Genomic DNA, 19,103 nt, shown 5'->3' on the forward strand with positions numbered 1-19,103 from the left:
CTCTGGATCCATGGACTACGTCTCCGCGCTCCTGCCCCCGGTCGTCATGGCCATCTTCTTCATCGGCGTGATCCGGGTGATCGTGAAGACACAGGGCGGCGCCAACAAGGCCAAGGAGGACGCGGCCGTCGACGCCGCCCTCGCGCGCGCGGAGGGTGCCCGCCAGTCCTCCGTGACGCCCCCGAAGGCCGAAGCCTGACCCGACCGCTCTGCCCTCCCGGCGCAGCGCTCCGACGGCGTACGACTCCGTGTGGCCCGCCCCGGCGAGGCTCGCACTTTCGAGTCGTACGCCCTTTTTGTTCCCGTTCGCCGGTGAAGTGCACGTCCGGCACGCGATTACCGAGATCTCCCACTATTGTTCTGAGCTGTGCCTCGCCCATTGGGAGAACTCGAAGACGCGGTCATGTCGCGGGTGTGGAAGTGGAACCGCCCGGTGACCGTTCGAGAAGTCCTGGAAGATCTTCAGAAGGAGCGGTCCATCGCGTACACCACCGTGATGACCGTTTTGGACAATCTCCATCAGAAGGGCTGGGTGCGCCGTGAGGCGGAAGGTCGCGCCTATCGATATGAGGCGGTCTCCACACGCGCCGCCTACGCCGCCGCCCTGATGAACGAGGCCTGGTCGCAGAGCGACAACCCCGCCGCGGCTCTCGTCGCCTTCTTCGGCATGATGAGCGAGGAACAGCGAGAGGCTCTCCGCGATGCCGTACGCATCGTCCAGGTCCCGGAAACCCAGAAACCGACCGAGCCGTCGGAACTGACCGGCCCGCCGGAACGAACGGAACCGCCGGAACGAACCGAACCTGGGGAACGAACCGAACCGGCGGAACGAACCGAACCGGCTGAACCACCGGAGAACCCCGCCTCTGCTCAGGACCCCGGCGGACGATAGCGTCCCGGCATGTCCGCGAAGCGCCCCGAAGCCCCCGCAAAAGCCATCACCGTCCGACGGGCCCGTACCAGCGATGTCCCGGCCGTGCGCCGCCTCCTTGACGCCTACGTCCGCAGCGGCATCCTGCTCGACAAAGCAACGGTGACGCTTTACGAGGACATCCAGGAGTTCTGGGTCGCGGAACGGGACGACAACGCCGAGGTCGTCGGCTGCGGCGCCCTGCACGTGATGTGGGAAGACCTCGCGGAAGTGCGCACTCTCGCCGTGAAGCCCGGCCTGAAGGGCGCGGGCGTCGGACACCAGTTGCTGGAGAAGTTGCTGCACACCGCCCGCTGGCTCGGCGTTCGCCGCGTTTTCTGCCTGACCTTCGAAGTGGACTTCTTCAGCAAGCACGGCTTCGTGGAGATCGGCGAGACGCCTGTCGACACGGATGTCTACGCGGAGCTGCTGCGTTCCTATGACGAGGGTGTCGCGGAGTTCCTCGGTCTCGAACGAGTGAAACCGAACACCTTGGGCAACAGCCGGATGCTTCTGCATCTGTGATCGCCGGGCGGACACACAAGCCAGTTGCAAGCCGGTCGCAAGACCGCCCGGCCGGTTCGTCAAGACTTATTCCGCTCCGCCGCCCTGCCCAGGTGCCCTATGTCCGAAACGCGCATGTTTCCGGACGGAGGCGGGGCTGTCGGTCTCTGCCGAGGGTTTGTGTTTTTCCGGCAAAAGCGGTTTGCTTTCCGAGGTACTGCAGTACTGCATATAACAGGGGACGGCGATACGGCGGACGCCGGCACACCCCGGCCCTGAAGATATCGATGAAAGGAAATCCGGTGGCACAGAAGGTTCAGGTCCTTCTTGTCGACGACCTCGACGGCGGCGAGGCGGACGAGACCGTGACGTTCGCGCTGGACGGCAAGACGTACGAGATCGATCTCACCACCGCCAATGCGGACAAGCTCCGCGGCCTTCTCGAGCCTTACGTGAAGGGCGGTCGTCGTACCGGAGGCCGTGCTTCGGGCGGGCGCGGAAAGGCGCGCGCGGCTTCGAGCGGCAGCCAGGACACCGCGGCCATCCGCGCCTGGGCGAAGGAGAACGGCTACGAGGTCAACGACCGCGGCCGTGTTCCCGCGACCATCCGCGAGGCCTACGAGAAGGCCAACGGCTGAACAGCGGCACTACCGACCCTGCGCACGCAAGGCCGGCGGCTGTGCGCTCGCGCGCCGCAGCCGGAGCCGGTGGCACTGCGTGGCCACCGTGTTCACCAGCCGCACGAGATCGGGGGCGTCTCCACCGCCCCCCAAGGCCGACAACGTCGGCAGCGAGGCCTCGACCTCGCATCCCGGCTCGGGGGGCCGCAACCACACAGCGGCCCCCTGGGAACCGAACCGGACCAGGGGAAGCGGCCGGCCAGGGGATGAGCCGGGCGCGGGGGATGATTCACCGTCCGTCTCGCGGACCGACTGCGCGACCGCCTGGCGAGACAGCAGCCCGCCCCACTCGGCGGCCGACGGCGCGAACCCCACGCAGGGCAGCGACCCGCCGCTCTCACCCGATACCGAGCCCTCCGCCTCGCGCAAGATCGACGCGCTGGCCTCGCAGGGCAGCGACCTGTCCGTCTCGCAGGACAGCAGCCCATACCTCTCGCGCGGCACCGAGCCCTCTGCCTCGCGGATCAGCGGCACCGAGCCCTCTGCCTCGCAGCGCAGCAGCCCACCCCTCCGGCGCGGCATCAGGCCGTCCGTCTCGCGGAACAGCGGCGAGTTCGTCTCGCAGGGCAGCTGCCCGCCCCTCTCGCGCGACACCGAGCCGCCCGCCTCGCGGAGCATCAGCCCGTCCGCCTCGCAGCGCAGCAGCCCACTCCTCCCGCGTGCCGACGGCACATCCATCCCGGGCGGCCGGGGCGGCTCCATCGCACCCCCCGCCCCGATCGCCGTCAGGTCGAGCGGCAGCGTCCCCCACTCCAGCCACTCCAGCAGGCCGGGCAGTTCCTCCGCGGTGCCCGGGGCCACCAGGAGCCGCATGCGGTCGCCGAGTACCGCGACCGGAGAGCCCGGTGCCAGGCGCAGCAGGGCCGCGTGTCCTGCCTCGGCCGGCACGTCCAGGACGTCGTAGCGCACCCCTACCATCAGCCGCAGAGGATCGCCGGGCACCGTCGGCCAGCCCAGTTCGTTCTCGTACCACCGACGGACCGGACAGCTCGCGTCGAGCGGCCGGCGGGGCAGCGGGACGGGTCGAGGGGCGCCGAACATGCCAAGTGCAACAGCCGGAAGGGCATGCGGGTTACGCTGGGTTTCGCGGCGAGCGCACAGAGTGTCGAAATGGGGGCGCGTGAGGGGTGCGGGGAGGCGCAAGGTTGTTCGCCCGTAGCGGAGGGAAGAGGGGTGCTCGGCATGGACTTCCGGTCCGTACGGGTAAGACATCCCTAGTGGGAGGGGGCGACACGCAGAAACGGCAGTCTCACGTTCGCCATGGGCGTACTGGCGAAGGGGGTAACTGCCTGGCCTGCGGGAACATCGTCTCGCACCATCGGGTTGGAGCAGATGTCGGCGTTCGGGGTCAGGAGGCCAAGGACGGTGTCGGCAGTTGGAATGAGCGGTCCCCGCTTGCGGGACTAAGCTGCGGAAGGACAGGGAGGGGAAGTTCCCCCCACTGCCTGACCGCTCTGAGGAGCGATTAACGATGTTCGAGAGGTTCACCGACCGCGCGCGGCGGGTTGTCGTCCTGGCTCAGGAAGAAGCCCGGATGCTCAACCACAACTACATCGGCACTGAGCACATCCTCCTGGGCCTGATCCACGAGGGTGAAGGTGTCGCCGCCAAGGCCCTTGAGAGCCTCGGGATTTCGCTCGAGGCGGTCCGCCAGCAGGTGGAGGAGATCATCGGCCAGGGCCAGCAGGCCCCGTCGGGTCACATCCCCTTCACCCCCCGTGCCAAGAAGGTCCTGGAGCTGTCGCTCCGCGAGGCCCTTCAGCTGGGCCACAACTACATCGGCACGGAGCACATCCTGCTCGGCCTGATCCGCGAGGGCGAGGGCGTCGCCGCCCAGGTCCTGGTCAAGCTGGGCGCAGATCTGAACCGCGTGCGGCAGCAGGTGATCCAGCTGCTCTCCGGTTACCAGGGCAAGGAGACCGCCACGGCCGGCGGTCCTGCCGAGGGCACGCCCTCCACGTCCCTGGTCCTCGACCAGTTCGGCCGGAACCTCACCCAGGCCGCTCGTGAGTCCAAGCTCGACCCGGTCATCGGGCGCGAGAAGGAGATCGAGCGGGTCATGCAGGTGCTGTCCCGCCGTACGAAGAACAACCCGGTCCTGATCGGTGAGCCCGGCGTCGGCAAGACCGCCGTCGTGGAGGGCCTCGCCCAGGCCATCGTCAAGGGCGAGGTGCCCGAGACCCTCAAGGACAAGCACCTCTACACCCTGGACCTCGGCGCGCTGGTCGCCGGCTCCCGCTACCGCGGTGACTTCGAGGAGCGCCTGAAGAAGGTGCTCAAGGAGATCCGCACCCGCGGCGACATCATCCTGTTCATCGACGAGCTGCACACGCTGGTCGGTGCGGGTGCCGCCGAGGGCGCCATCGACGCGGCTTCCATCCTGAAGCCGATGCTGGCCCGCGGTGAGCTGCAGACCATCGGTGCGACGACGCTGGACGAGTACCGCAAGCACCTGGAGAAGGACGCGGCCCTCGAGCGCCGCTTCCAGCCCATCCAGGTCGCGGAGCCGTCCCTGCCGCACACCATCGAGATCCTCAAGGGTCTGCGCGACCGGTACGAGGCGCACCACCGCGTCTCCATCACGGACGAGGCGCTGGTCCAGGCCGCCACCCTGGCCGACCGGTACATCTCGGACCGCTTCCTGCCGGACAAGGCGATCGACCTGATCGACGAGGCCGGCTCCCGGATGCGCATCCGCCGGATGACCGCGCCGCCGGACCTGCGCGAGTTCGACGAGAAGATCGCCGGTGTCCGCCGCGACAAGGAGTCCGCGATCGACTCGCAGGACTTCGAGAAGGCCGCCTCTCTGCGCGACAAGGAGAAGCAGCTCCTGGCCGCCAAGGCCAAGCGGGAGAAGGAGTGGAAGGCCGGCGACATGGACGTCGTCGCCGAGGTCGACGGCGAGCTGATCGCCGAGGTCCTCGCCACGGCCACGGGCATCCCGGTCTTCAAGCTGACCGAGGAGGAGTCCTCCCGCCTGCTGCGCATGGAGGACGAGCTCCACAAGCGGGTCATCGGCCAGAACGACGCCGTCAAGGCGCTGTCGAAGGCGATCCGTCGTACGCGTGCCGGTCTGAAGGACCCGAAGCGTCCCGGTGGTTCGTTCATCTTCGCCGGCCCGTCCGGTGTCGGTAAGACCGAGCTGTCCAAGGCGCTCGCCGAGTTCCTCTTCGGTGACGAGGACGCGCTGATCTCCCTCGACATGTCGGAGTTCAGCGAGAAGCACACGGTGTCGCGTCTCTTCGGTTCGCCCCCCGGTTACGTGGGCTACGAGGAGGGCGGCCAGCTGACGGAGAAGGTCCGCCGCAAGCCGTTCTCGGTCGTCCTCTTCGACGAGGTCGAGAAGGCCCACCCGGACATCTTCAACTCGCTGCTGCAGATCCTGGAGGACGGTCGCCTGACCGACTCCCAGGGCCGGGTCGTGGACTTCAAGAACACGGTCATCATCATGACGACCAACCTCGGCACCCGGGACATCTCCAAGGGCTTCAACCTGGGCTTCGCGGCCTCGGGTGACACGAAGACCAACTACGAGCGCATGAAGAACAAGGTCTCGGACGAGCTCAAGCAGCACTTCCGGCCCGAGTTCCTCAACCGCGTCGACGACGTGGTCGTCTTCCCGCAGCTGACCCAGGACGACATCCTGCGGATCGTCGACCTGATGATCAGCAAGGTGGACGAGCGCCTGAAGGACCGGGACATGGGCATCGAGCTCGCCCAGTCCGCCAAGGAACTGCTCGCCAAGAAGGGCTACGACCCCGTCATGGGCGCCCGGCCGCTGCGCCGGACGATCCAGCGCGAGATCGAGGACAGCCTGTCGGAGAAGATCCTCTTCGGCGAGCTGCGCCCCGGTCACATCGTGGTCGTGGACACCGAGGGCGAGGGCGAGACGAAGACCTTCACCTTCCGGGGTGAGGAGAAGTCGGCCCTGCCGGACGTCCCGCCGATCGAGCAGGCGGCCGGTGGCACGGGACCGAACCTGAGCAAGGACGTGTAAGCGTCACGACCGAGTGAGAGGGGCCGGTGCTGAAAAGCACCGGCCCCTCATCCATGCCCTGAGGACGGGCCCTGAGGCGGACGCCCCGGGCGCGCATGCCCTGCGGCGTTAGGACAGCTGCCCGTCGTAGTCCGGCAGCTTGTACGTCTTCTCGGCATGGCCGCCGGAGAGGTCGGTGGCGCTGTTGCCGATGTTCGCGATGATCGTGTAGCCCTTCTTCTCGACGTCGACGCGCTGGGCCGTCTTGTACTCGGCGACGTTCTTGAAGAGGTCGATGAAGTTCCGGACGTAGAGGCCGGAGACCTGGTAGCCGGCCTGCTTGAGGTTGTACTCGGTGAACGAGTGGATGATGTCCGGGCGGGCGGTCACGAAGAACAGGGCGACGCCGCGCTCCTGGGCGTATCTGGCGGCCTCCAGGACCGGCTTGTTGGCCGGCTGCGGGTAGCTGAAGCCGAAGTCGGTCTCCAGCGTGGTGTTGTCGATGTCGAAGACGATCGCCTGCTTCTCGCCCGGCTTGGCGGCCGCGATCCGCTGCTTCAGATAGGGCAGCGCCTGGTCCATCACCGCCTGGCAGTCCTTCTGCCAGGTCGCGTAGTCGACGTCTGCGGCGGCGGCCGGGGTGACCGCGGCGGCACCTGCGGGGGCCGCGGCGTCGGCCGGTGCGGCCATCGCCACGAGGGCGGCCGCCGAGACGGCGGTCACTGATGCGCGGCGCAACCAGGGGCGTCGGGTCTGCATGTCGTGGGGGTTCCTCTCACGTCCGTGACGCTTCCAACATGTCGTGTGCATGTTCGTGGGCGAGGGTGGCGCGAGGGGAACCGTAGGGTTACCGAACGGTAGGCGCATAGAGGCGTGCGCCACATTTCCGGAATGGCCGAAGAGGGCCTCCGGTGACATGCCGCACAGGCGATATGTCCGTTACTAGGCGGAATAGTGCTGAACGGGTCGGAAGGAAAGGGGCTCTTGCCCTGTGGAGCGGGCTGAAGTGCGGTGCAGTGCCCTGATTCGCCCCTAATGAGTGCCATGTCAAGAGACGTAGAACACTGAACCAAATTACTAACTTCTGTCGTAGATCACGCTTTTGGGGGTTTGTCGGACTTCGGGTTACCAAGGGATGGCCATTCGGCGAGCGACTGTGCGTCGGGTGGTTTTCTCCGTCCCCTTCCCCATGAGGTTTCGATGTCCCAGCGCGTCACGCCCCGTTCTTCCCGTACGTCCCAGCTCCGCACCCGTGCGACCGTGCTGGCCGCCGGCCTCGGTGTCTCGGTCGCACTGGGAGCCGGGGTCGCGTCCGCCGCCGACACCACGGCCGCGTCCGGTGCCGCCAGTGCCGTCCAGGCGCAGGCCGCCGTCCAGGCCAAGGCCGCCCAGGCCGAGGCCGCGAAGGTTGAGAAGGCCGCCAAGGCCGCCGCCGCGAAGAAGGCGGCTGCCGCCAAGAAGGCCGCCGTGCAGAAGGCCGCCAAGAAGGCCAAGCCGTCCTGGGTCGACCCGGTGAAGAAGTACAAGCTCTCCGCGAGCTTCGCCCAGAACGGCGGCATGTGGCAGTCCACCCACAGCGGGCAGGACTTCGCCGTGCCGAGCGGCACCCAGGTCGTCGCCGCCCACGGCGGCACCGTCGTCAAGGCCGGCGGCAACGGCGCCGGTGACGGCCCCGCGTACGGCAACGCCGTCGTGATCAAGCACGGCAACGGCACGTACTCGCAGTACGCCCACCTGTCGAAGGTCAAGGTGAGGATCGGCCAGGTCGTCAAGACCGGCCAGGAGATCGCCCGGTCCGGCAACACCGGCAACTCGAGCGGTCCGCACCTGCACTTCGAGATCCGTACGACCCCGAACTACGGCTCGGCGGTCGACCCGGTGAAGTTCCTGCGCGCCAAGGGCGTCAAGGTCTGACGATCCGGACGGATTCCGGACGGCCCCCGAGCCCGCTAGGAGCCCTGCGCTCCCCGGTGGGCCTGGGCCACCAGGTCCGTGGCGACCTCGAGGACGGCTTTGTTCTTCTCCTCGGGGTCGTCTCCCATGTCCTGGAGCAGGAACATGCCGGCGTGCAGCGTGAAGATCGCGCTGGCGCAGCGGACCTGGTCGACCAGGTCCGCTTCCGGGTCGACGATGATGTCGCGCAGATTGTGGATGCGCGCCTTGAAGGAATCGCCGATCCGCAGGTCCCGCACCGTCGCCTGGTTCTCGTGCATGAAGCGGAACAGCGGTGCCGCCTGGGTGAGCGTGTCGGCGTACCGGCGGACGATCTCCTGCTTGGTGGCGAGGGTGGGCGGCTGCTGCCGGCCCCAGTCGATCAGGTCCTCGATCGGCTGCGTGAGGTCCTCGAAGATGCTGACGAGGATCTCTTCCTTCGTCTTGAAGTGGTAGTAGAGCGCCGCCTTGGTGACGTCCAGGTGCTCGGCGATCTCGCGCAGGGAGGTCTTCTCGTAGCCCTGCTCCGCGAAGAGTTCGAGGGCCACGTCCTGGATGCGCCGGCGGGTGTCTCCGCGGCGTCGCTGCCTGGTGCCGTCCATGGTGCCGCCCATCCTCCTACGCCGCTCCCTTTCCATAAAACTTACTTGACGCCCGGCTAGTTCCGCGGCTAGCTTCCGAGTGTAGTCACTAGCCGGTCGGCAAGTAAGTAGCGGTAGCTGGGGAGTGGGAAAGCGATGGCGGACACGACGGAGACACCGGCGGTCGGCGCCGACACCGGGGGGAAACAGCCGAAGAGCGTGCGGGTCGTGCTGCTCGCGCTAATGATCGCGATGATGCTCGCGATGCTCGACAACATGATCATCGGTACGGCGATGCCGACGATCGTCGGTGAACTGGGCGGCCTCGAACACCTCGCGTGGGTGGTCACCGCCTACACGCTCGCGACCGCGGCCTCCACCCCGTTGTGGGGCAAGCTCGGCGACATGTACGGCCGCAAGGGCACGTTCATGTCGTCCATCGTCCTCTTCCTGATCGGCTCGGCGCTCAGCGGCATGGCCCAGAACATGGGCGAGCTGATCGGCTTCCGGGCCGTCCAGGGGCTCGGTGCCGGCGGTCTGATGGTCGGCGTCATGGCGATCATCGGTGACCTGATCCCGCCCCGGGAGCGCGGCAAGTACCAGGGCATGATGGCCGGCGTCATGGCGCTGGCGATGATCGGCGGCCCGCTGGTCGGCGGCACGATCACCGACAACTGGGGCTGGCGCTGGGCGTTCTACATCAACCTGCCGCTCGGCGTGGTCGCGCTGGTCGCCGTCAGTGCGGTGCTGCACCTGCCGAAGAAGCGGTCCGAGGCACGGATCGACTACCTGGGCGCCGCCCTGCTGACCGTCGGCATCACCGCGATCGTGCTCGTGACCACCTGGGGCGGCACGGAGTACGCCTGGAGCTCCGCACGGATCATGGAGCTGATCGGCATCGGGGTCGCCGCACTCGTCGGGTTCGTGTTCTGGCAGACGCGGGCCGCGGAGCCGGTCCTGCCGCTGCACATCTTCCGCAGCCGGAACTTCACGCTGATGTCGGTCATCGGCTTCATCACGGGCTTCGTGATGTTCGGCGCCACGCTGTTCCTGCCCTTCTACCAGCAGGCCGTGCAGGGCGCCTCCGCGACCAACTCCGGGCTGCTGCTCCTGCCGATGCTCGGCGCGATGCTCGTCACGTCGATGGTCGCCGGGCGGGTGACCACGAACACCGGCAGGTACAAGGTCTTCCCGGTTCTCGGCAGCGCGCTGATGATCGTCGGCCTGTACCTGCTGTCCACGATGGACACGGGGACCTCGCGGTTCACGTCCGGCGTCTCCATGGCCGTGGTCGGCCTCGGCATGGGCTGCCTGATGCAGATCACCATGCTGGTCGCGCAGAACAGCGTGGAGATGAAGGACATGGGTGTCGCGTCCTCGTCCACCACCCTCTTCCGCACCCTCGGCTCCTCCTTCGGCGTCGCGATCATGGGCGCGCTGTTCAACAACCGCGTCCAGGACGTCATGGCCGAGCGGGCCGGGGCGCTGGGCTCCAAGGTGACCGAGCAGTCCGCCCAGCTCGACCAGGCGAGCCTGGCCAAGCTGCCGGAGGCGGTCCGCGAGGCCTACCAGCACGCGGTCTCCGCCGGCACGCACTCGGCGTTCCTGCTGGGAGCCGTGGTGGCGGTGGTCGCCCTGGCAGCGGCCGTGTTCGTCAAGGAGGTCCCGCTCAAGGGTGCGGGGCCGAAGGCGAAGGACGAGCCGGACACTCCGGCGGCGCAGCCGCCCGTGGTGGAGGCCGTCTGACAGGACCGTACGAGGCCCCCGGGGTGTGTCAGCCCCGGGGGTTTTGTCATGCCCGGCCGCACACGTCCCATTGTCAGACCCCCGTGCCACCATCGATCGCATGGACAAGATGCGCCAGGTGCGCCTCGCCAAGGACGCCATGGACCGGGACTGGGCCGATCCGGATCTCGACCTGGGCGCCGTCGCCGCGCACGCCGGGTACTCGCGGTATCACTTCATCCGCGCCTTCAAGGAGGCGTACGGCGAGACCCCCGGGCAGTACCTCACGCACCGCCGCATAGAACGCGCCGAGGACCTGCTGCGCACCGCGAACCTGTCGGTGACGGAGATCTGCCACCTGGTCGGCTTCAGCAGCGTCGGCACGTTCTCGACCCGCTTCAAGGCGTGGACCGGCCTGACGCCCAGCGAGTACCGGACGAAGCACGTGGGGCGCGGAGCGGCCCTCATACCGGGCTGCTACGCCATGCTGTGGGCCGGCGGCTTCCGACCGCCACCTGGCTCCGGCACGGGCCCCGGCTCCGGCAAGCAGCGCAATTCCGGAGAAGCGGGCTGACACCCCCGCTGCCTACGGTGGCAGGGCAAGCATCGACCGGCCGCCGAGCAGCAGGAGCACGCCATGATCAAGGGTCTCGCCATCTCGACCGTCTGGGTCCTCGACCAGGACCGGGCCAAGGAGTTCTACACCGAGAAACTGGGCCTGGAGGTCCGTAGGGACATGACCATGGGCGAGGGTGGCATGCGCTGGCTCACCGTCGGCTCGCCGAACCAGCCCGACGTCGAGCTCACGCTGATGGTGCCCGGCGGTCCCGCGATGGACCCCGAGTCCGCCGAGATGCTCCGGAAGCTGGTGACGAAGGGCGCGCTCGGCGCCGGCGTGCTGACCACCGACGACATCCACGGCGACTACGAGAAGCTCAAGGACCGGGGCGTGGAGTTCCTCCAGGAGCCGCAGGAGCGCCCGTACGGCACGGAGGCGCTGTTCCGTGACGACTCCGGCAACTGGTTCTCGTTCACCCAGCCCCGCGAAGGCGGACTCGACCTGGACCAGGACTGGACCTGCTGACCACCCCGAGGGACTACGTCCCCGACCCCGGCAGCATCGGATAACTGCCCGTGTTCGTCGGCGCGTGCTCCGGCAGCCACAGCACGGCGACCGCGCCCTCGGCGGGCAGCTCCTCCGGTGTCCCGGGCGTGCGCACGTTCCGGAAGGTCAGCCGGGCGCCCAGCACCCGGGCCTGACCGGCCGCGATGGTCAGGCCGAGGCCGTGGCCGTGCCCGGCCCGGTCCGTGCTGCCGGTGCGGAAGCGGCTCGGCCCCTCGGCGAGCAGGTCCTCGGGGAAGCCGGGCCCGTGGTCGCGGACCCGGATGACCCGGCCCTCGACGATGACCTCGATGGGCGGCTTGCCGTGCCGGGCCGCGTTGGCGAGCAGGTTGAACAGCACCCGCTCCAGGCGCCGCGGGTCGGTGGTGACCTCCGACTCGTGCACGATCCGCACCTCGGCGTCCGGGTCCTTGGCCGCCACCCGCCGGGCGACGAACTCGCCCAGCATGATGTCCTGGAGCTCCGCCCGCTCCGAGGCCCCGTCCAGCCGGGCCACCTCCAGCACGTCCTCCACGAGCGTGCGCATGGCCTTCGCCCGGTCCAGCACCAGCTCGGTCGGGCGGCCGGGCGGCAGCAGTTCGGCGGCGGTCAGCAGCCCGGTCACCGGTGTGCGCAGCTCGTGCGCGATGTCGGCGGTGACCCGCCGCTCGGCCTCGATCCGCTGCCGCAGCGTGTCCGCCATGGCGTCCACCGCGCTCGCCAGGTCGTCGGTCTCGTCCCGGACGACCCCGCCCATGGCGTCCCGTACGCGCACGTCCGTCTCGCCGCCCGCCAGCTGGCTGGCCGCGACGGCCGCCTTGCGCAGCCGCCGCGAGAGATGCCCGCCGATGAGCACACCGAGCGCGCTGCCGCCGAGGACGACCGCGATGGAGCCGATGATCAGGGCCTGGTCGAGGTCCTGGAGGATGTCCGAGCTGCGGTCGGTGAAGCCCGAGTGCAGGGACATCACCTGCCCGTTCTTCAGCGGCACGGCGGCCCATATGTCCGGCACGCCACCGGGCCGGTCCGCCACGTACGTCGCCCGCTGGCCCGCCTCCACCCGGTCCCGCAGCGCCGACGGCAGGTCCGGGTCGTCGATCTTGGCGTTGGGGAAGTTCATCCGCCCGGACAGCTCGAAGTTGCGCTGGGCGATCAGGATGCGCTCGTCGGCGAGGTCACGCGCGTTGTCCAGCATCGACACCCGGGCGGCGTTGTGCACGACCAGGCTCAGCGCGATTGCCACCAGCGCCCCGACCAGCGCGATGGCCGCGCTCAGCTTCCATCTGAGGCCCGTGCGAATGCCCGCGCGCTCAAAGCCCGTGGCGACCAGGCGCCGGAAGTGCCCCCTCATAACCCCTGCTCAGGCCTTCAACTTGTAGCCGAAGCCGCGGACCGTCTCGATCCGGTCCTGGCCGATCTTCTGCCGCAGCCGCTGCACGTGCACGTCGACGACGCGGGTGTCCCCGCCCCAGCCGTAGTCCCACACCCGCTCCAGCAGCTTGTCGCGGGAGAGCACCGTGCCCGGCGCCGTGGAGAACTCCAGCAGCAGCCGCATCTCGGTCGGCGTCAGCGCCACCGGCTGCCCGGCCCTGCGGACCTCCATGCCCTCGGTGTCGACCTCCAGGTCCCCGAAGGTCAGCACGCCACCGTTCGCCGGGGAGGCCGGCTCCTCGGTCCGGCCGCCGCCCGCGTGCCCGAACCGGCGCAGCACCGCGCGGATCCGGGCGACCAGGACGGCGCCGTCGAACGGCTTGGTCACATAGTCGTCGGCACCCGCCTCCAGGCCCAGCACGACGTCGATAGAGTCGGCCCGCGCCGACAGCATGATGACCGGCACGGTCGAATCGTCCCGGATACGGCGGCACAGGCTGACCCCGTCGAGGCCGGGAACCATGACGTCCAGCAGCGCGATGTCGGGGCGGTCCGCCCGGAACGCCTCCAGGCCCGACAGCCCGTCGGGCCTGGCGGTGACCACGAAGCCGTCCCGTTCCAGGGCGAGCTGCGTGGCCTCACGGATGACGTCGTCGTCCTCGACGAACAGGACGTGGGTCTGGTCTGCCATCCCGGTGCTCTCAGTCCTCGTGTGGTTCGTGGGTGCGTTCTGTCGCGTTCCCTCTGGGGGACGCACGGTCCGTGTGATGCGTTCACCGGTGGATCGCTCCGAGCGGCCCGATCGGTTCACGCGCCCTCGGCCCGCGTCAGCTCGCGGGCTCCGGCGTGGGGGTGTCGCCGACGACCTTCCCGTAGTCGTTGTGCGTGCGGTACTTCTCGTCGAACCGGCCGGAGACCCATCTGTACGTGATCACGTTCTCCCCGGAGGGACTCGACACCGGGTCGCCCTTCTCGTACACCTGCTTGGTCACGACCAGGTCGCCGCGGTCGATCTCCGCGTAGACCGGGGTTTCCTCGGCCTTGAACACATTCTCGTACGAGCCGTCCTGCTCGCGATACACGTAACTGCCGACACCCACAGCGTCACCGCAGGTCAGCACGTTGACGACGACGTCGTCGGCCGCCCCGCCGGTCAGGTCGCCGTAGGACACGTCGACGGGGTACTCGTCGGCGACGCACGGCTTCAGCTCGCGCTTCACCTCGGGGGAGACCTTCGGGTCGTCCTTGACGAGCCGGACCGCGTCGACCGTGTCGGGCGTCTTCGACGGCGCGGCGGACGGTGTGACGGCGGCGCCCGCCACCGAGTCGGAGTGCGCCGGGCCCTCGTCTCGGGCGCCGGTGCCGCCCGCGCCGCATGCGGACACGAAAAGGGCGAGGGCGGTGAGCACGGCCAGGGCCGTACTCACCGCCTGGATGCTGCCCCGGGTCCGTGCAGACCCCTCGCCGGTCAGGCCGCGCACCGCTCCCGCTCCTCACGCTCCAGCGCGCGTGCGTCCAGATCGCGGGACTCCAGCTCCTCGCGGAGCCGGGCGAGCGCCCGGTGCAGCGTGCTCTTGACCGTTCCGGCCGACATGCCGAGGGCGGCGGCCGTCTCTTCTGTGGACATCTGCTCCCAGTGTCGCAGTACGACGACACTGCGCTGCTTCGGGGCGAGCACCTTCATGACGTCCATCAGCAGGGCGCGGTCCGCGTGCTGCTCGGTGGAGTCGTCGACCGAGGCGTCCGGGAGCTGCTCGGTCGGCACCTCCTCCAGCTTGCGGGCCCGCCACCACTCCGTCCGCGTGTTGATCATCACCCGGCGCAGGTAGGCGTCCGCCAGCCGCTTGTCCTCTATGGTCTCCCAGCGGCCGTACGTCCGTACCAGCGCGGTCTGCAGCAGGTCCTGCGCGTCCGTCGGGTCCGGGACCAGACGGCGGGCACTGCGCAGCAGCGCGTCCTGCCGCGTGCGGACGTACTCCTCGAACTCGAGCACCTCGCCCTGCGCCATGGTGAACCGCCTCCCGCTTCCCCGTTACGGGCCGGCTCCGCGCCGCCCGTGTACTGCCTGTGTTCCGTGCTTGTCCCGTGTCTTCCGGGAACGGAATTGAAGGTACGGAGGCGTTGTCACGGCACTGTCCGAAGCAGCCTTCGGCTAGCACTCGGCTGTCCGTCGGTTGTGTAACGGACGTCGGAACGGGGTAGAGCGGTGGGCGTGTTGGGGTGGATTAAGGGTGATCTGTCCACCCCGATCACTGTGACGGGCGACGACCCGCGCCTGTGACCTGCCTGTACGTCAGGTCAGCGGCAGCCGGTACAGCCCGTCCTCGAGCGGCTCCACCAGACCGTCGGCGACGAGGCCGTCCAGGGCGCGGGCCCGCTGCACCGGCTCGTGCCACACGCGGTCCAGGGCCGACTGCGGAACCGGACCGTGCGCCTCCCGCAGCACGGCGAGCAGCCGCCCGCGGACCTGCCGGTCGGTGCCCGCGTACGTCTGGCCGCGACGCGGCGGCCCGTCGTGCTCCGGCTTGCCCGCCAGCCGCCACGCGCACTGCGCGGCGATCGGGCAGCGGTGGCACGACTCGCTCTTGGCCGTGCACACCAGGGCGCCCAGCTCCATGGAGGCGGCGGCCCAGCGCGCGGCGGTCGGCTCGTCCTCGGGCAGCAGCGCGCGGGCGAGCTTGCGCTCGGCGGCGGTGGTGGCGTTCGGCGGGTACTGCACGCCGGTGACCGCGCGGGCGAAGACCCGGCGCACATTGGTGTCCAGCACCGGATGGCGCTGCCCGTAGGCGAAGGAGGCGACGGCGGCGGCCGTGTACTCGCCGATGCCGGGCAGCGCCAGCAGCTGGGCGTGGTCGGCCGGTACGTCACCGCCGTGCCGTTCCGTTATCGCGACGGCGGTGCCGTGCAACCGGAGGGCGCGGCGCGGGTAGCCGAGCCGGCCCCAGGCGCGGACCGCCTCGCCCGGCGCCTCCTTGGCCAGGTCGGCGGGGCGCGGCCAGCGGGCCAGCCACTGCTCGTAGACGGGCAGGACGCGGTTCACCGGCGTCTGCTGGAGCATGAACTCACTGACCATCACACCCCACGCCCCGGCCTCGGGGCGCCGCCACGGCAGGTCACGGGCGTTCTCGTCGAACCAGTCGATGACGGGGGAGTGCAGGCTCCCGCCGGGGGGCGGGCCGGGCGCGGGGTCGGTGGGGCTGGTGTGCGGGGGCTTCGTGGGAGCAGTCATGGCCATTCGATCCTGCCACGCGGGGGCCGCGATCCGGGCACACCACCACCCAGGAGGGACAGGCGTACCTGACGATCGGCAGCGGTGCCGCCCCGCCGTCCGCCTATAGCGTCGGGCGAATGGAACGTCCTCGTCCCGCCCGGCTCGGCGGCTGCGCCCTGCTCTGGGCGGCCCTCGCCCTGCCCGCGCTCACGGCGGACCGGATCGGGCTGAACGAGCCGCGTCCCCTCTGGCAGCAACTGGCCGGTGTGACGGTCCTGGCGGTCGCGGCCGGCCTGTCCCGGCGGCTGCCGCTCGCGGCCTTCGGGCTGGCGGCGGCCCTGAGCCTCGCCGCCACCCCGTCCCTGTTCACCGTCTCCTACGGCCCGGCCCTCGGCGTGTTCGCGCTGCTGCTCGGGCTGCGGGCGGGCCGGGCACGCCCCGCGGCGCTGTGCTTCGCGGCCGTCGGCTGCGTCGGCACCGCCCGGATCGTGCTCGTCGGCGTAGACCCGGTCCCCGAGTGGCTCGTCATGACGGGCACGCTGCTCTTCGGCTGCGTCTTCCCCTGGCTCGGCGGGCGCTACTGGCGGCAGAGCCGCGAGCTGGCCGAGGCGGGGTGGCTGCGCGCCGCCCGGCTGGAGGACGAGGCCCGCCTCGCCGAGGAACGCGCCCGGCTGCGCGAACGGGCCCGGATCGCCCAGGACATGCACGACTCCCTCGGCCACGAGCTGAGCCTGATCGCCCTGCGCGCGGGCGCCCTCCAGGTCGCCCCCGGACTCGTCGGCGAGCACCGGGCCGCGGCGGCCGACCTGCGCGCGGCGGCCGCCGACGCCACGGACCGGCTGCACCGCATCATCGGCGTCCTGCGCGAGGACGACGACGAGCCCGTACCGCTGGCCCCGGCGGGCGAGACCCTGGAGCAACTCGTCGCCCGGGCCGCGGAATCGGGCCTCCCGGTGCGCTGGGAGCCCGCCGGGCAGGGCCCGGCCGCGGCGCCCGGCGGGGTCGCCGAACGGCTGCTGCACCGCGTGGTCCGGGAGGCACTGACCAACGCGGCACGGCACGCACCGGGCGCTCCCGTGACCGTGGCGGTGACGGGGCGGGCCGCGGGGGCGTCCGTCACCATCACCAACGGCCGGGCCACCCAGGACTGCTCCCGGCCCTCCCGGGGCGGCACGGGCCTGCTCGGGCTGCGGGCCGCCGTGACCGCCGTCGGCGGCACCTTCGAGGCGGGCCCGTACAAGGAGGGCTTCCGGGTCCGGGCGTACGTCCTCGAGCAGCGGACCGCGGTCAGACCGGCAGGCCCCGCCCGCGCGCCGTTCACGCACGCCCGGCGTCGTTTCGCCGTCGGCCTCGGCACCGCGGCCGGTGTGGGTGTCGTCCTCGTCGGTGCCGCCTTCGGCTGGTACGCGTACGCTGAGACGCACTCGGTGCTCGAACCCGCCGCGTACGCGAAACTGCGCCTCGGCGCCCCGGCGGCCGACGTCGAGCGCGTGCTGCCCGAGCGTGACGTGAACGACCCGCCCGACGACCGGGCTCCCGCCCCACCCGAGGGAGCCGACTGCCGCTACTACCGCGCGAGCGGCGAACTCTTCGTCTCCGTCGACCACTTCAGACTGTGCTTCGACGCCGGGCGGCTGGTCGCCAAGGACGTGGTGCCGGCCATCAGCCGGTCCGGCGAAGGCCGGGAAGAACACTAGGAGTTCGCACGATGAGCGAGGTAAGCACGGCGATTCGCGTGCTGCTGGCCGACGACGAGGCCATGGTCCGGGCCGGAGTACGCGCCATCCTGGGCAGCAGCGGCGCCACGGAGGTCGTCGCCGAGGCGGGCGACGGCCGCGAGGCGGTCGAGCTGGCCCGTGCCCACCGCCCGGACGTGGCCCTGCTCGACATCCGCATGCCCCGCCTGGACGGCCTCACCGCGGCGGAGGAGATCGTACGAACCGTGCCCGGCACGGCCGTCGCGATGCTCACCACCTTCTCCGAGGGCGCCTACGTGACCCGTGCCCTCGGCGGCGGCGCCACCGGCTTCCTGCTGAAGTCCGGGGACCCGTACGAACTCATAGCCGGCGTACGGGCGGTGGCCGCCGGCGCCGCGTTCCTCTCGCCCAAGGTGGCCCGGTACGTCATCGACGAGGGCCTCGGTGGCGGCCGGCTCACCCGTGAGGCACAGGCACGCGCACGCGTGGCCGTGCTGAGCCCCCGCGAACGCGAGGTGCTCGGCCTGGTCGGCGCCGGCCTGTCCAACCCGGAGATCGCCGCCCGGCTGCACCTCGTCGAGGGCACGGTGAAGGCGTACGTGAGCGCGGTGCTGGACCGGCTGGGCGTGCGCAACCGGGTGCAGGCGGCGATCGTGGCGTACGAGTCGGGGCTGGTGGAGTCGTGACGGCCCGGGCGGCGCAGCGGTGGGGGCGCGTCCCGGCTCGGTGATGCGCACACCGGTCGGCTCAGCGCCGCGCGTGCGAGCCGTACGACGCGACGGGCGCCGCGCCCGGCCCGGTGAACCACCGCACGGCCGGCGCCGACGAGGTGCGCATCGCCTCGGCCAGCCGCGTAGCCGGGCCCGTGCCCAGCCGTACGGCGACGAGAACGACGAGCGTGCCCAGCCCCAGCCCCGCGACGACGTCGTGCGGATAGTGCACGCCGACGAAGACCCGGGACAAGGCCATGAGCAGGGCGAGCGGGGCCGTCAGCCACAGGAGCGCGCGCCGGACCAGGGCGAGGGCGACCGCCGCTGCGCCCGCGATCGTGGCGTGGTTGGACGGGAAGGACCAGTCGCCGTGCGGTGGGCATTCGGCGAGGGACGCGGCCGCACCGGCGACCGCCCGGCACGGACGCTCCTGTGCGACCACGGACTTGAGCACCTCACTGCACACGTACGCCACGGCCGTGGCCAGAGGTGCGAGGGCCGCGATCGCGAACGCGTGGGCAGTGTCGCGGCGGGCACGCCACCAGGCGGTGGCGAACAACGCGACGAAGACCAGCAGTCCGGCCTCCGTCCATATACCGGCCCCGTGCTGTACCCACATCGGGGTGCCGTGGGCGAAGTCGGTGATGTCGCGGTAGAGCGCGCTGTCCTCGAAGTTCATGGTCACGGACGGTAGGCGGCGGGTC

Annotated in this window: 20 protein-coding genes; 11 read left to right on the forward strand and 9 right to left on the reverse strand. The window is 70.2% G+C overall.

Annotated features, from left to right (window positions below; genetic code table 11):
- Positions 1-10 precede the first annotated feature (10 nt).
- From ACIBNA_RS24615 to ACIBNA_RS24630, 4 genes are all read left to right on the forward strand, one after another.
- Positions 11-199 carry a hypothetical protein gene (locus ACIBNA_RS24615; protein WP_274818137.1) on the forward strand — a complete coding sequence of 63 codons (189 nt, stop codon included), beginning with the start codon at positions 11-13 and terminating at the stop codon, positions 197-199.
- Between the two features lie 204 nt (positions 200-403).
- A complete protein-coding gene (locus tag ACIBNA_RS24620; RefSeq protein ID WP_399167318.1) occupies positions 404-892 on the forward strand; it encodes a BlaI/MecI/CopY family transcriptional regulator in 489 nt (162 codons plus the stop codon).
- A gap of 9 nt (positions 893-901) precedes the next feature.
- Positions 902-1,435, forward strand: a complete 534-nt coding sequence (locus ACIBNA_RS24625) for an amino-acid N-acetyltransferase (RefSeq protein WP_399167289.1) — start codon at positions 902-904, stop codon at positions 1,433-1,435.
- Between the two features lie 281 nt (positions 1,436-1,716).
- Entirely contained in the window at positions 1,717-2,052 is a 336-nt protein-coding gene (locus tag ACIBNA_RS24630) for an Lsr2 family protein (RefSeq protein ID WP_010048839.1), read from the forward strand.
- A gap of 9 nt (positions 2,053-2,061) precedes the next feature.
- Here the strand turns inward: ACIBNA_RS24630 and ACIBNA_RS24635 are convergent, their stop codons facing one another.
- Positions 2,062-3,135 carry an SCO3374 family protein gene (locus ACIBNA_RS24635; protein WP_399167290.1) on the reverse strand — a complete coding sequence of 358 codons (1,074 nt, stop codon included), beginning with the start codon at positions 3,133-3,135 and terminating at the stop codon, positions 2,062-2,064.
- A gap of 430 nt (positions 3,136-3,565) precedes the next feature.
- Here ACIBNA_RS24635 and ACIBNA_RS24640 point away from each other — a divergent pair, with 430 nt between their 5' ends.
- On the forward strand, positions 3,566-6,091 hold the full coding sequence (locus tag ACIBNA_RS24640) for an ATP-dependent Clp protease ATP-binding subunit (protein WP_010048831.1): 2,526 nt from the start codon (positions 3,566-3,568) through the stop codon (positions 6,089-6,091).
- Positions 6,092-6,199: 108 nt separating this feature from the next.
- On the opposite strand, the gene ACIBNA_RS24645 is transcribed toward ACIBNA_RS24640, so the two are convergent.
- Positions 6,200-6,829, reverse strand: a complete 630-nt coding sequence (locus ACIBNA_RS24645; protein WP_399167291.1) for an HAD family acid phosphatase — start codon at positions 6,827-6,829, stop codon at positions 6,200-6,202.
- A 441-nt stretch (positions 6,830-7,270) separates the two neighbouring features.
- Here ACIBNA_RS24645 and ACIBNA_RS24650 point away from each other — a divergent pair, with 441 nt between their 5' ends.
- Positions 7,271-7,984: a M23 family metallopeptidase gene (locus ACIBNA_RS24650; RefSeq protein WP_399167292.1), complete on the forward strand. Its 714-nt coding sequence runs from the start codon at positions 7,271-7,273 to the stop codon at positions 7,982-7,984.
- 35 nt (positions 7,985-8,019) lie between these two features.
- Here ACIBNA_RS24650 and ACIBNA_RS24655 read toward each other — a convergent pair whose 3' ends face one another.
- A complete protein-coding gene (locus tag ACIBNA_RS24655) occupies positions 8,020-8,616 on the reverse strand; it encodes a TetR/AcrR family transcriptional regulator (protein ID WP_274818143.1) in 597 nt (198 codons plus the stop codon).
- Between the two features lie 123 nt (positions 8,617-8,739).
- Here ACIBNA_RS24655 and ACIBNA_RS24660 point away from each other — a divergent pair, with 123 nt between their 5' ends.
- The 3 genes from ACIBNA_RS24660 to ACIBNA_RS24670 all read left to right on the forward strand — a co-directional run bounded on the left by ACIBNA_RS24660 (position 8,740) and on the right by ACIBNA_RS24670 (position 11,392).
- Positions 8,740-10,329 carry an MDR family MFS transporter gene (locus ACIBNA_RS24660; protein WP_399167293.1) on the forward strand — a complete coding sequence of 530 codons (1,590 nt, stop codon included), beginning with the start codon at positions 8,740-8,742 and terminating at the stop codon, positions 10,327-10,329.
- Between the two features lie 109 nt (positions 10,330-10,438).
- On the forward strand, positions 10,439-10,882 hold the full coding sequence (locus tag ACIBNA_RS24665; protein WP_399167319.1) for a helix-turn-helix transcriptional regulator: 444 nt from the start codon (positions 10,439-10,441) through the stop codon (positions 10,880-10,882).
- Between the two features lie 63 nt (positions 10,883-10,945).
- Positions 10,946-11,392, forward strand: coding sequence for a VOC family protein (locus ACIBNA_RS24670; RefSeq protein WP_399167294.1), 447 nt, complete (start codon positions 10,946-10,948; stop codon positions 11,390-11,392).
- Between the two features lie 13 nt (positions 11,393-11,405).
- On the opposite strand, the gene cseC is transcribed toward ACIBNA_RS24670, so the two are convergent.
- From cseC to ACIBNA_RS24695, 5 genes are all read right to left on the reverse strand, one after another.
- Positions 11,406-12,761 carry a two-component system sensor histidine kinase CseC gene (gene cseC / locus ACIBNA_RS24675; RefSeq protein WP_399167295.1) on the reverse strand — a complete coding sequence of 452 codons (1,356 nt, stop codon included), beginning with the start codon at positions 12,759-12,761 and terminating at the stop codon, positions 11,406-11,408.
- A gap of 9 nt (positions 12,762-12,770) precedes the next feature.
- Positions 12,771-13,472, reverse strand: a complete 702-nt coding sequence (cseB, locus tag ACIBNA_RS24680; protein ID WP_399167296.1) for a two-component system response regulator CseB — start codon at positions 13,470-13,472, stop codon at positions 12,771-12,773.
- A 136-nt stretch (positions 13,473-13,608) separates the two neighbouring features.
- On the reverse strand, positions 13,609-14,262 hold the full coding sequence (locus ACIBNA_RS24685) for a hypothetical protein (protein WP_399167297.1): 654 nt from the start codon (positions 14,260-14,262) through the stop codon (positions 13,609-13,611).
- Positions 14,250-14,789 carry a SigE family RNA polymerase sigma factor gene (locus ACIBNA_RS24690; protein WP_274818149.1) on the reverse strand — a complete coding sequence of 180 codons (540 nt, stop codon included), beginning with the start codon at positions 14,787-14,789 and terminating at the stop codon, positions 14,250-14,252. The genes ACIBNA_RS24685 and ACIBNA_RS24690 overlap by 13 nt, the downstream gene beginning before the upstream one ends.
- Positions 14,790-15,074: 285 nt before the next feature.
- On the reverse strand, positions 15,075-16,010 hold the full coding sequence (locus ACIBNA_RS24695; RefSeq protein ID WP_399167298.1) for an A/G-specific adenine glycosylase: 936 nt from the start codon (positions 16,008-16,010) through the stop codon (positions 15,075-15,077).
- A gap of 119 nt (positions 16,011-16,129) precedes the next feature.
- Between ACIBNA_RS24695 and ACIBNA_RS24700 the strand changes: the two genes are divergently transcribed.
- Positions 16,130-17,689 (forward strand): sensor histidine kinase, encoded by a 1,560-nt coding sequence (locus tag ACIBNA_RS24700; RefSeq protein WP_399167299.1) that lies wholly within the window; start codon positions 16,130-16,132, stop codon positions 17,687-17,689.
- Between the two features lie 11 nt (positions 17,690-17,700).
- Complete coding sequence (locus tag ACIBNA_RS24705) at positions 17,701-18,375, forward strand: response regulator (RefSeq protein WP_399167300.1); 675 nt, start codon at positions 17,701-17,703, stop codon at positions 18,373-18,375.
- Between the two features lie 61 nt (positions 18,376-18,436).
- Here the strand turns inward: ACIBNA_RS24705 and ACIBNA_RS24710 are convergent, their stop codons facing one another.
- Positions 18,437-19,078, reverse strand: coding sequence for a phosphatase PAP2 family protein (locus tag ACIBNA_RS24710; RefSeq protein WP_399167301.1), 642 nt, complete (start codon positions 19,076-19,078; stop codon positions 18,437-18,439).
- Positions 19,079-19,103 lie beyond the last annotated feature (25 nt).

The organism is Streptomyces sp. NPDC050164 (assembly GCF_044459945.1).
GTDB lineage: Bacteria > Actinomycetota > Actinomycetes > Streptomycetales > Streptomycetaceae > Streptomyces > Streptomyces coeruleorubidus_A.

Excerpts from the sequence above, each read along its gene's own strand:
- ACIBNA_RS24625 (WP_399167289.1), top strand. The coding sequence starts at position 902 with ATGTCCGCGAAGCGCCCCGAAGCCCCCGCAAAAGCCATCACCGTCCGA.
- cseB (WP_399167296.1), bottom strand. The coding sequence starts at position 13,472 with ATGGCAGACCAGACCCACGTCCTGTTCGTCGAGGACGACGACGTCATC.
- cseC (WP_399167295.1), bottom strand. The coding sequence starts at position 12,761 with ATGAGGGGGCACTTCCGGCGCCTGGTCGCCACGGGCTTTGAGCGCGCG.
- ACIBNA_RS24655 (WP_274818143.1), bottom strand. The coding sequence starts at position 8,616 with ATGGGCGGCACCATGGACGGCACCAGGCAGCGACGCCGCGGAGACACC.
- ACIBNA_RS24620 (WP_399167318.1), top strand. The coding sequence starts at position 404 with ATGTCGCGGGTGTGGAAGTGGAACCGCCCGGTGACCGTTCGAGAAGTC.
- ACIBNA_RS24705 (WP_399167300.1), top strand. The coding sequence starts at position 17,701 with ATGAGCGAGGTAAGCACGGCGATTCGCGTGCTGCTGGCCGACGACGAG.
- ACIBNA_RS24640 (WP_010048831.1), top strand. The coding sequence starts at position 3,566 with ATGTTCGAGAGGTTCACCGACCGCGCGCGGCGGGTTGTCGTCCTGGCT.
- ACIBNA_RS24710 (WP_399167301.1), bottom strand. The coding sequence starts at position 19,078 with ATGAACTTCGAGGACAGCGCGCTCTACCGCGACATCACCGACTTCGCC.
- ACIBNA_RS24650 (WP_399167292.1), top strand. The coding sequence starts at position 7,271 with ATGTCCCAGCGCGTCACGCCCCGTTCTTCCCGTACGTCCCAGCTCCGC.
- ACIBNA_RS24700 (WP_399167299.1), top strand. The coding sequence starts at position 16,130 with ATGGAACGTCCTCGTCCCGCCCGGCTCGGCGGCTGCGCCCTGCTCTGG.
- ACIBNA_RS24615 (WP_274818137.1), top strand. The coding sequence starts at position 11 with ATGGACTACGTCTCCGCGCTCCTGCCCCCGGTCGTCATGGCCATCTTC.
- ACIBNA_RS24645 (WP_399167291.1), bottom strand. The coding sequence starts at position 6,829 with ATGCAGACCCGACGCCCCTGGTTGCGCCGCGCATCAGTGACCGCCGTC.
- ACIBNA_RS24670 (WP_399167294.1), top strand. The coding sequence starts at position 10,946 with ATGATCAAGGGTCTCGCCATCTCGACCGTCTGGGTCCTCGACCAGGAC.
- ACIBNA_RS24635 (WP_399167290.1), bottom strand. The coding sequence starts at position 3,135 with ATGTTCGGCGCCCCTCGACCCGTCCCGCTGCCCCGCCGGCCGCTCGAC.
- ACIBNA_RS24665 (WP_399167319.1), top strand. The coding sequence starts at position 10,439 with ATGCGCCAGGTGCGCCTCGCCAAGGACGCCATGGACCGGGACTGGGCC.
- ACIBNA_RS24695 (WP_399167298.1), bottom strand. The coding sequence starts at position 16,010 with ATGACTGCTCCCACGAAGCCCCCGCACACCAGCCCCACCGACCCCGCG.
- ACIBNA_RS24660 (WP_399167293.1), top strand. The coding sequence starts at position 8,740 with ATGGCGGACACGACGGAGACACCGGCGGTCGGCGCCGACACCGGGGGG.
- ACIBNA_RS24690 (WP_274818149.1), bottom strand. The coding sequence starts at position 14,789 with ATGGCGCAGGGCGAGGTGCTCGAGTTCGAGGAGTACGTCCGCACGCGG.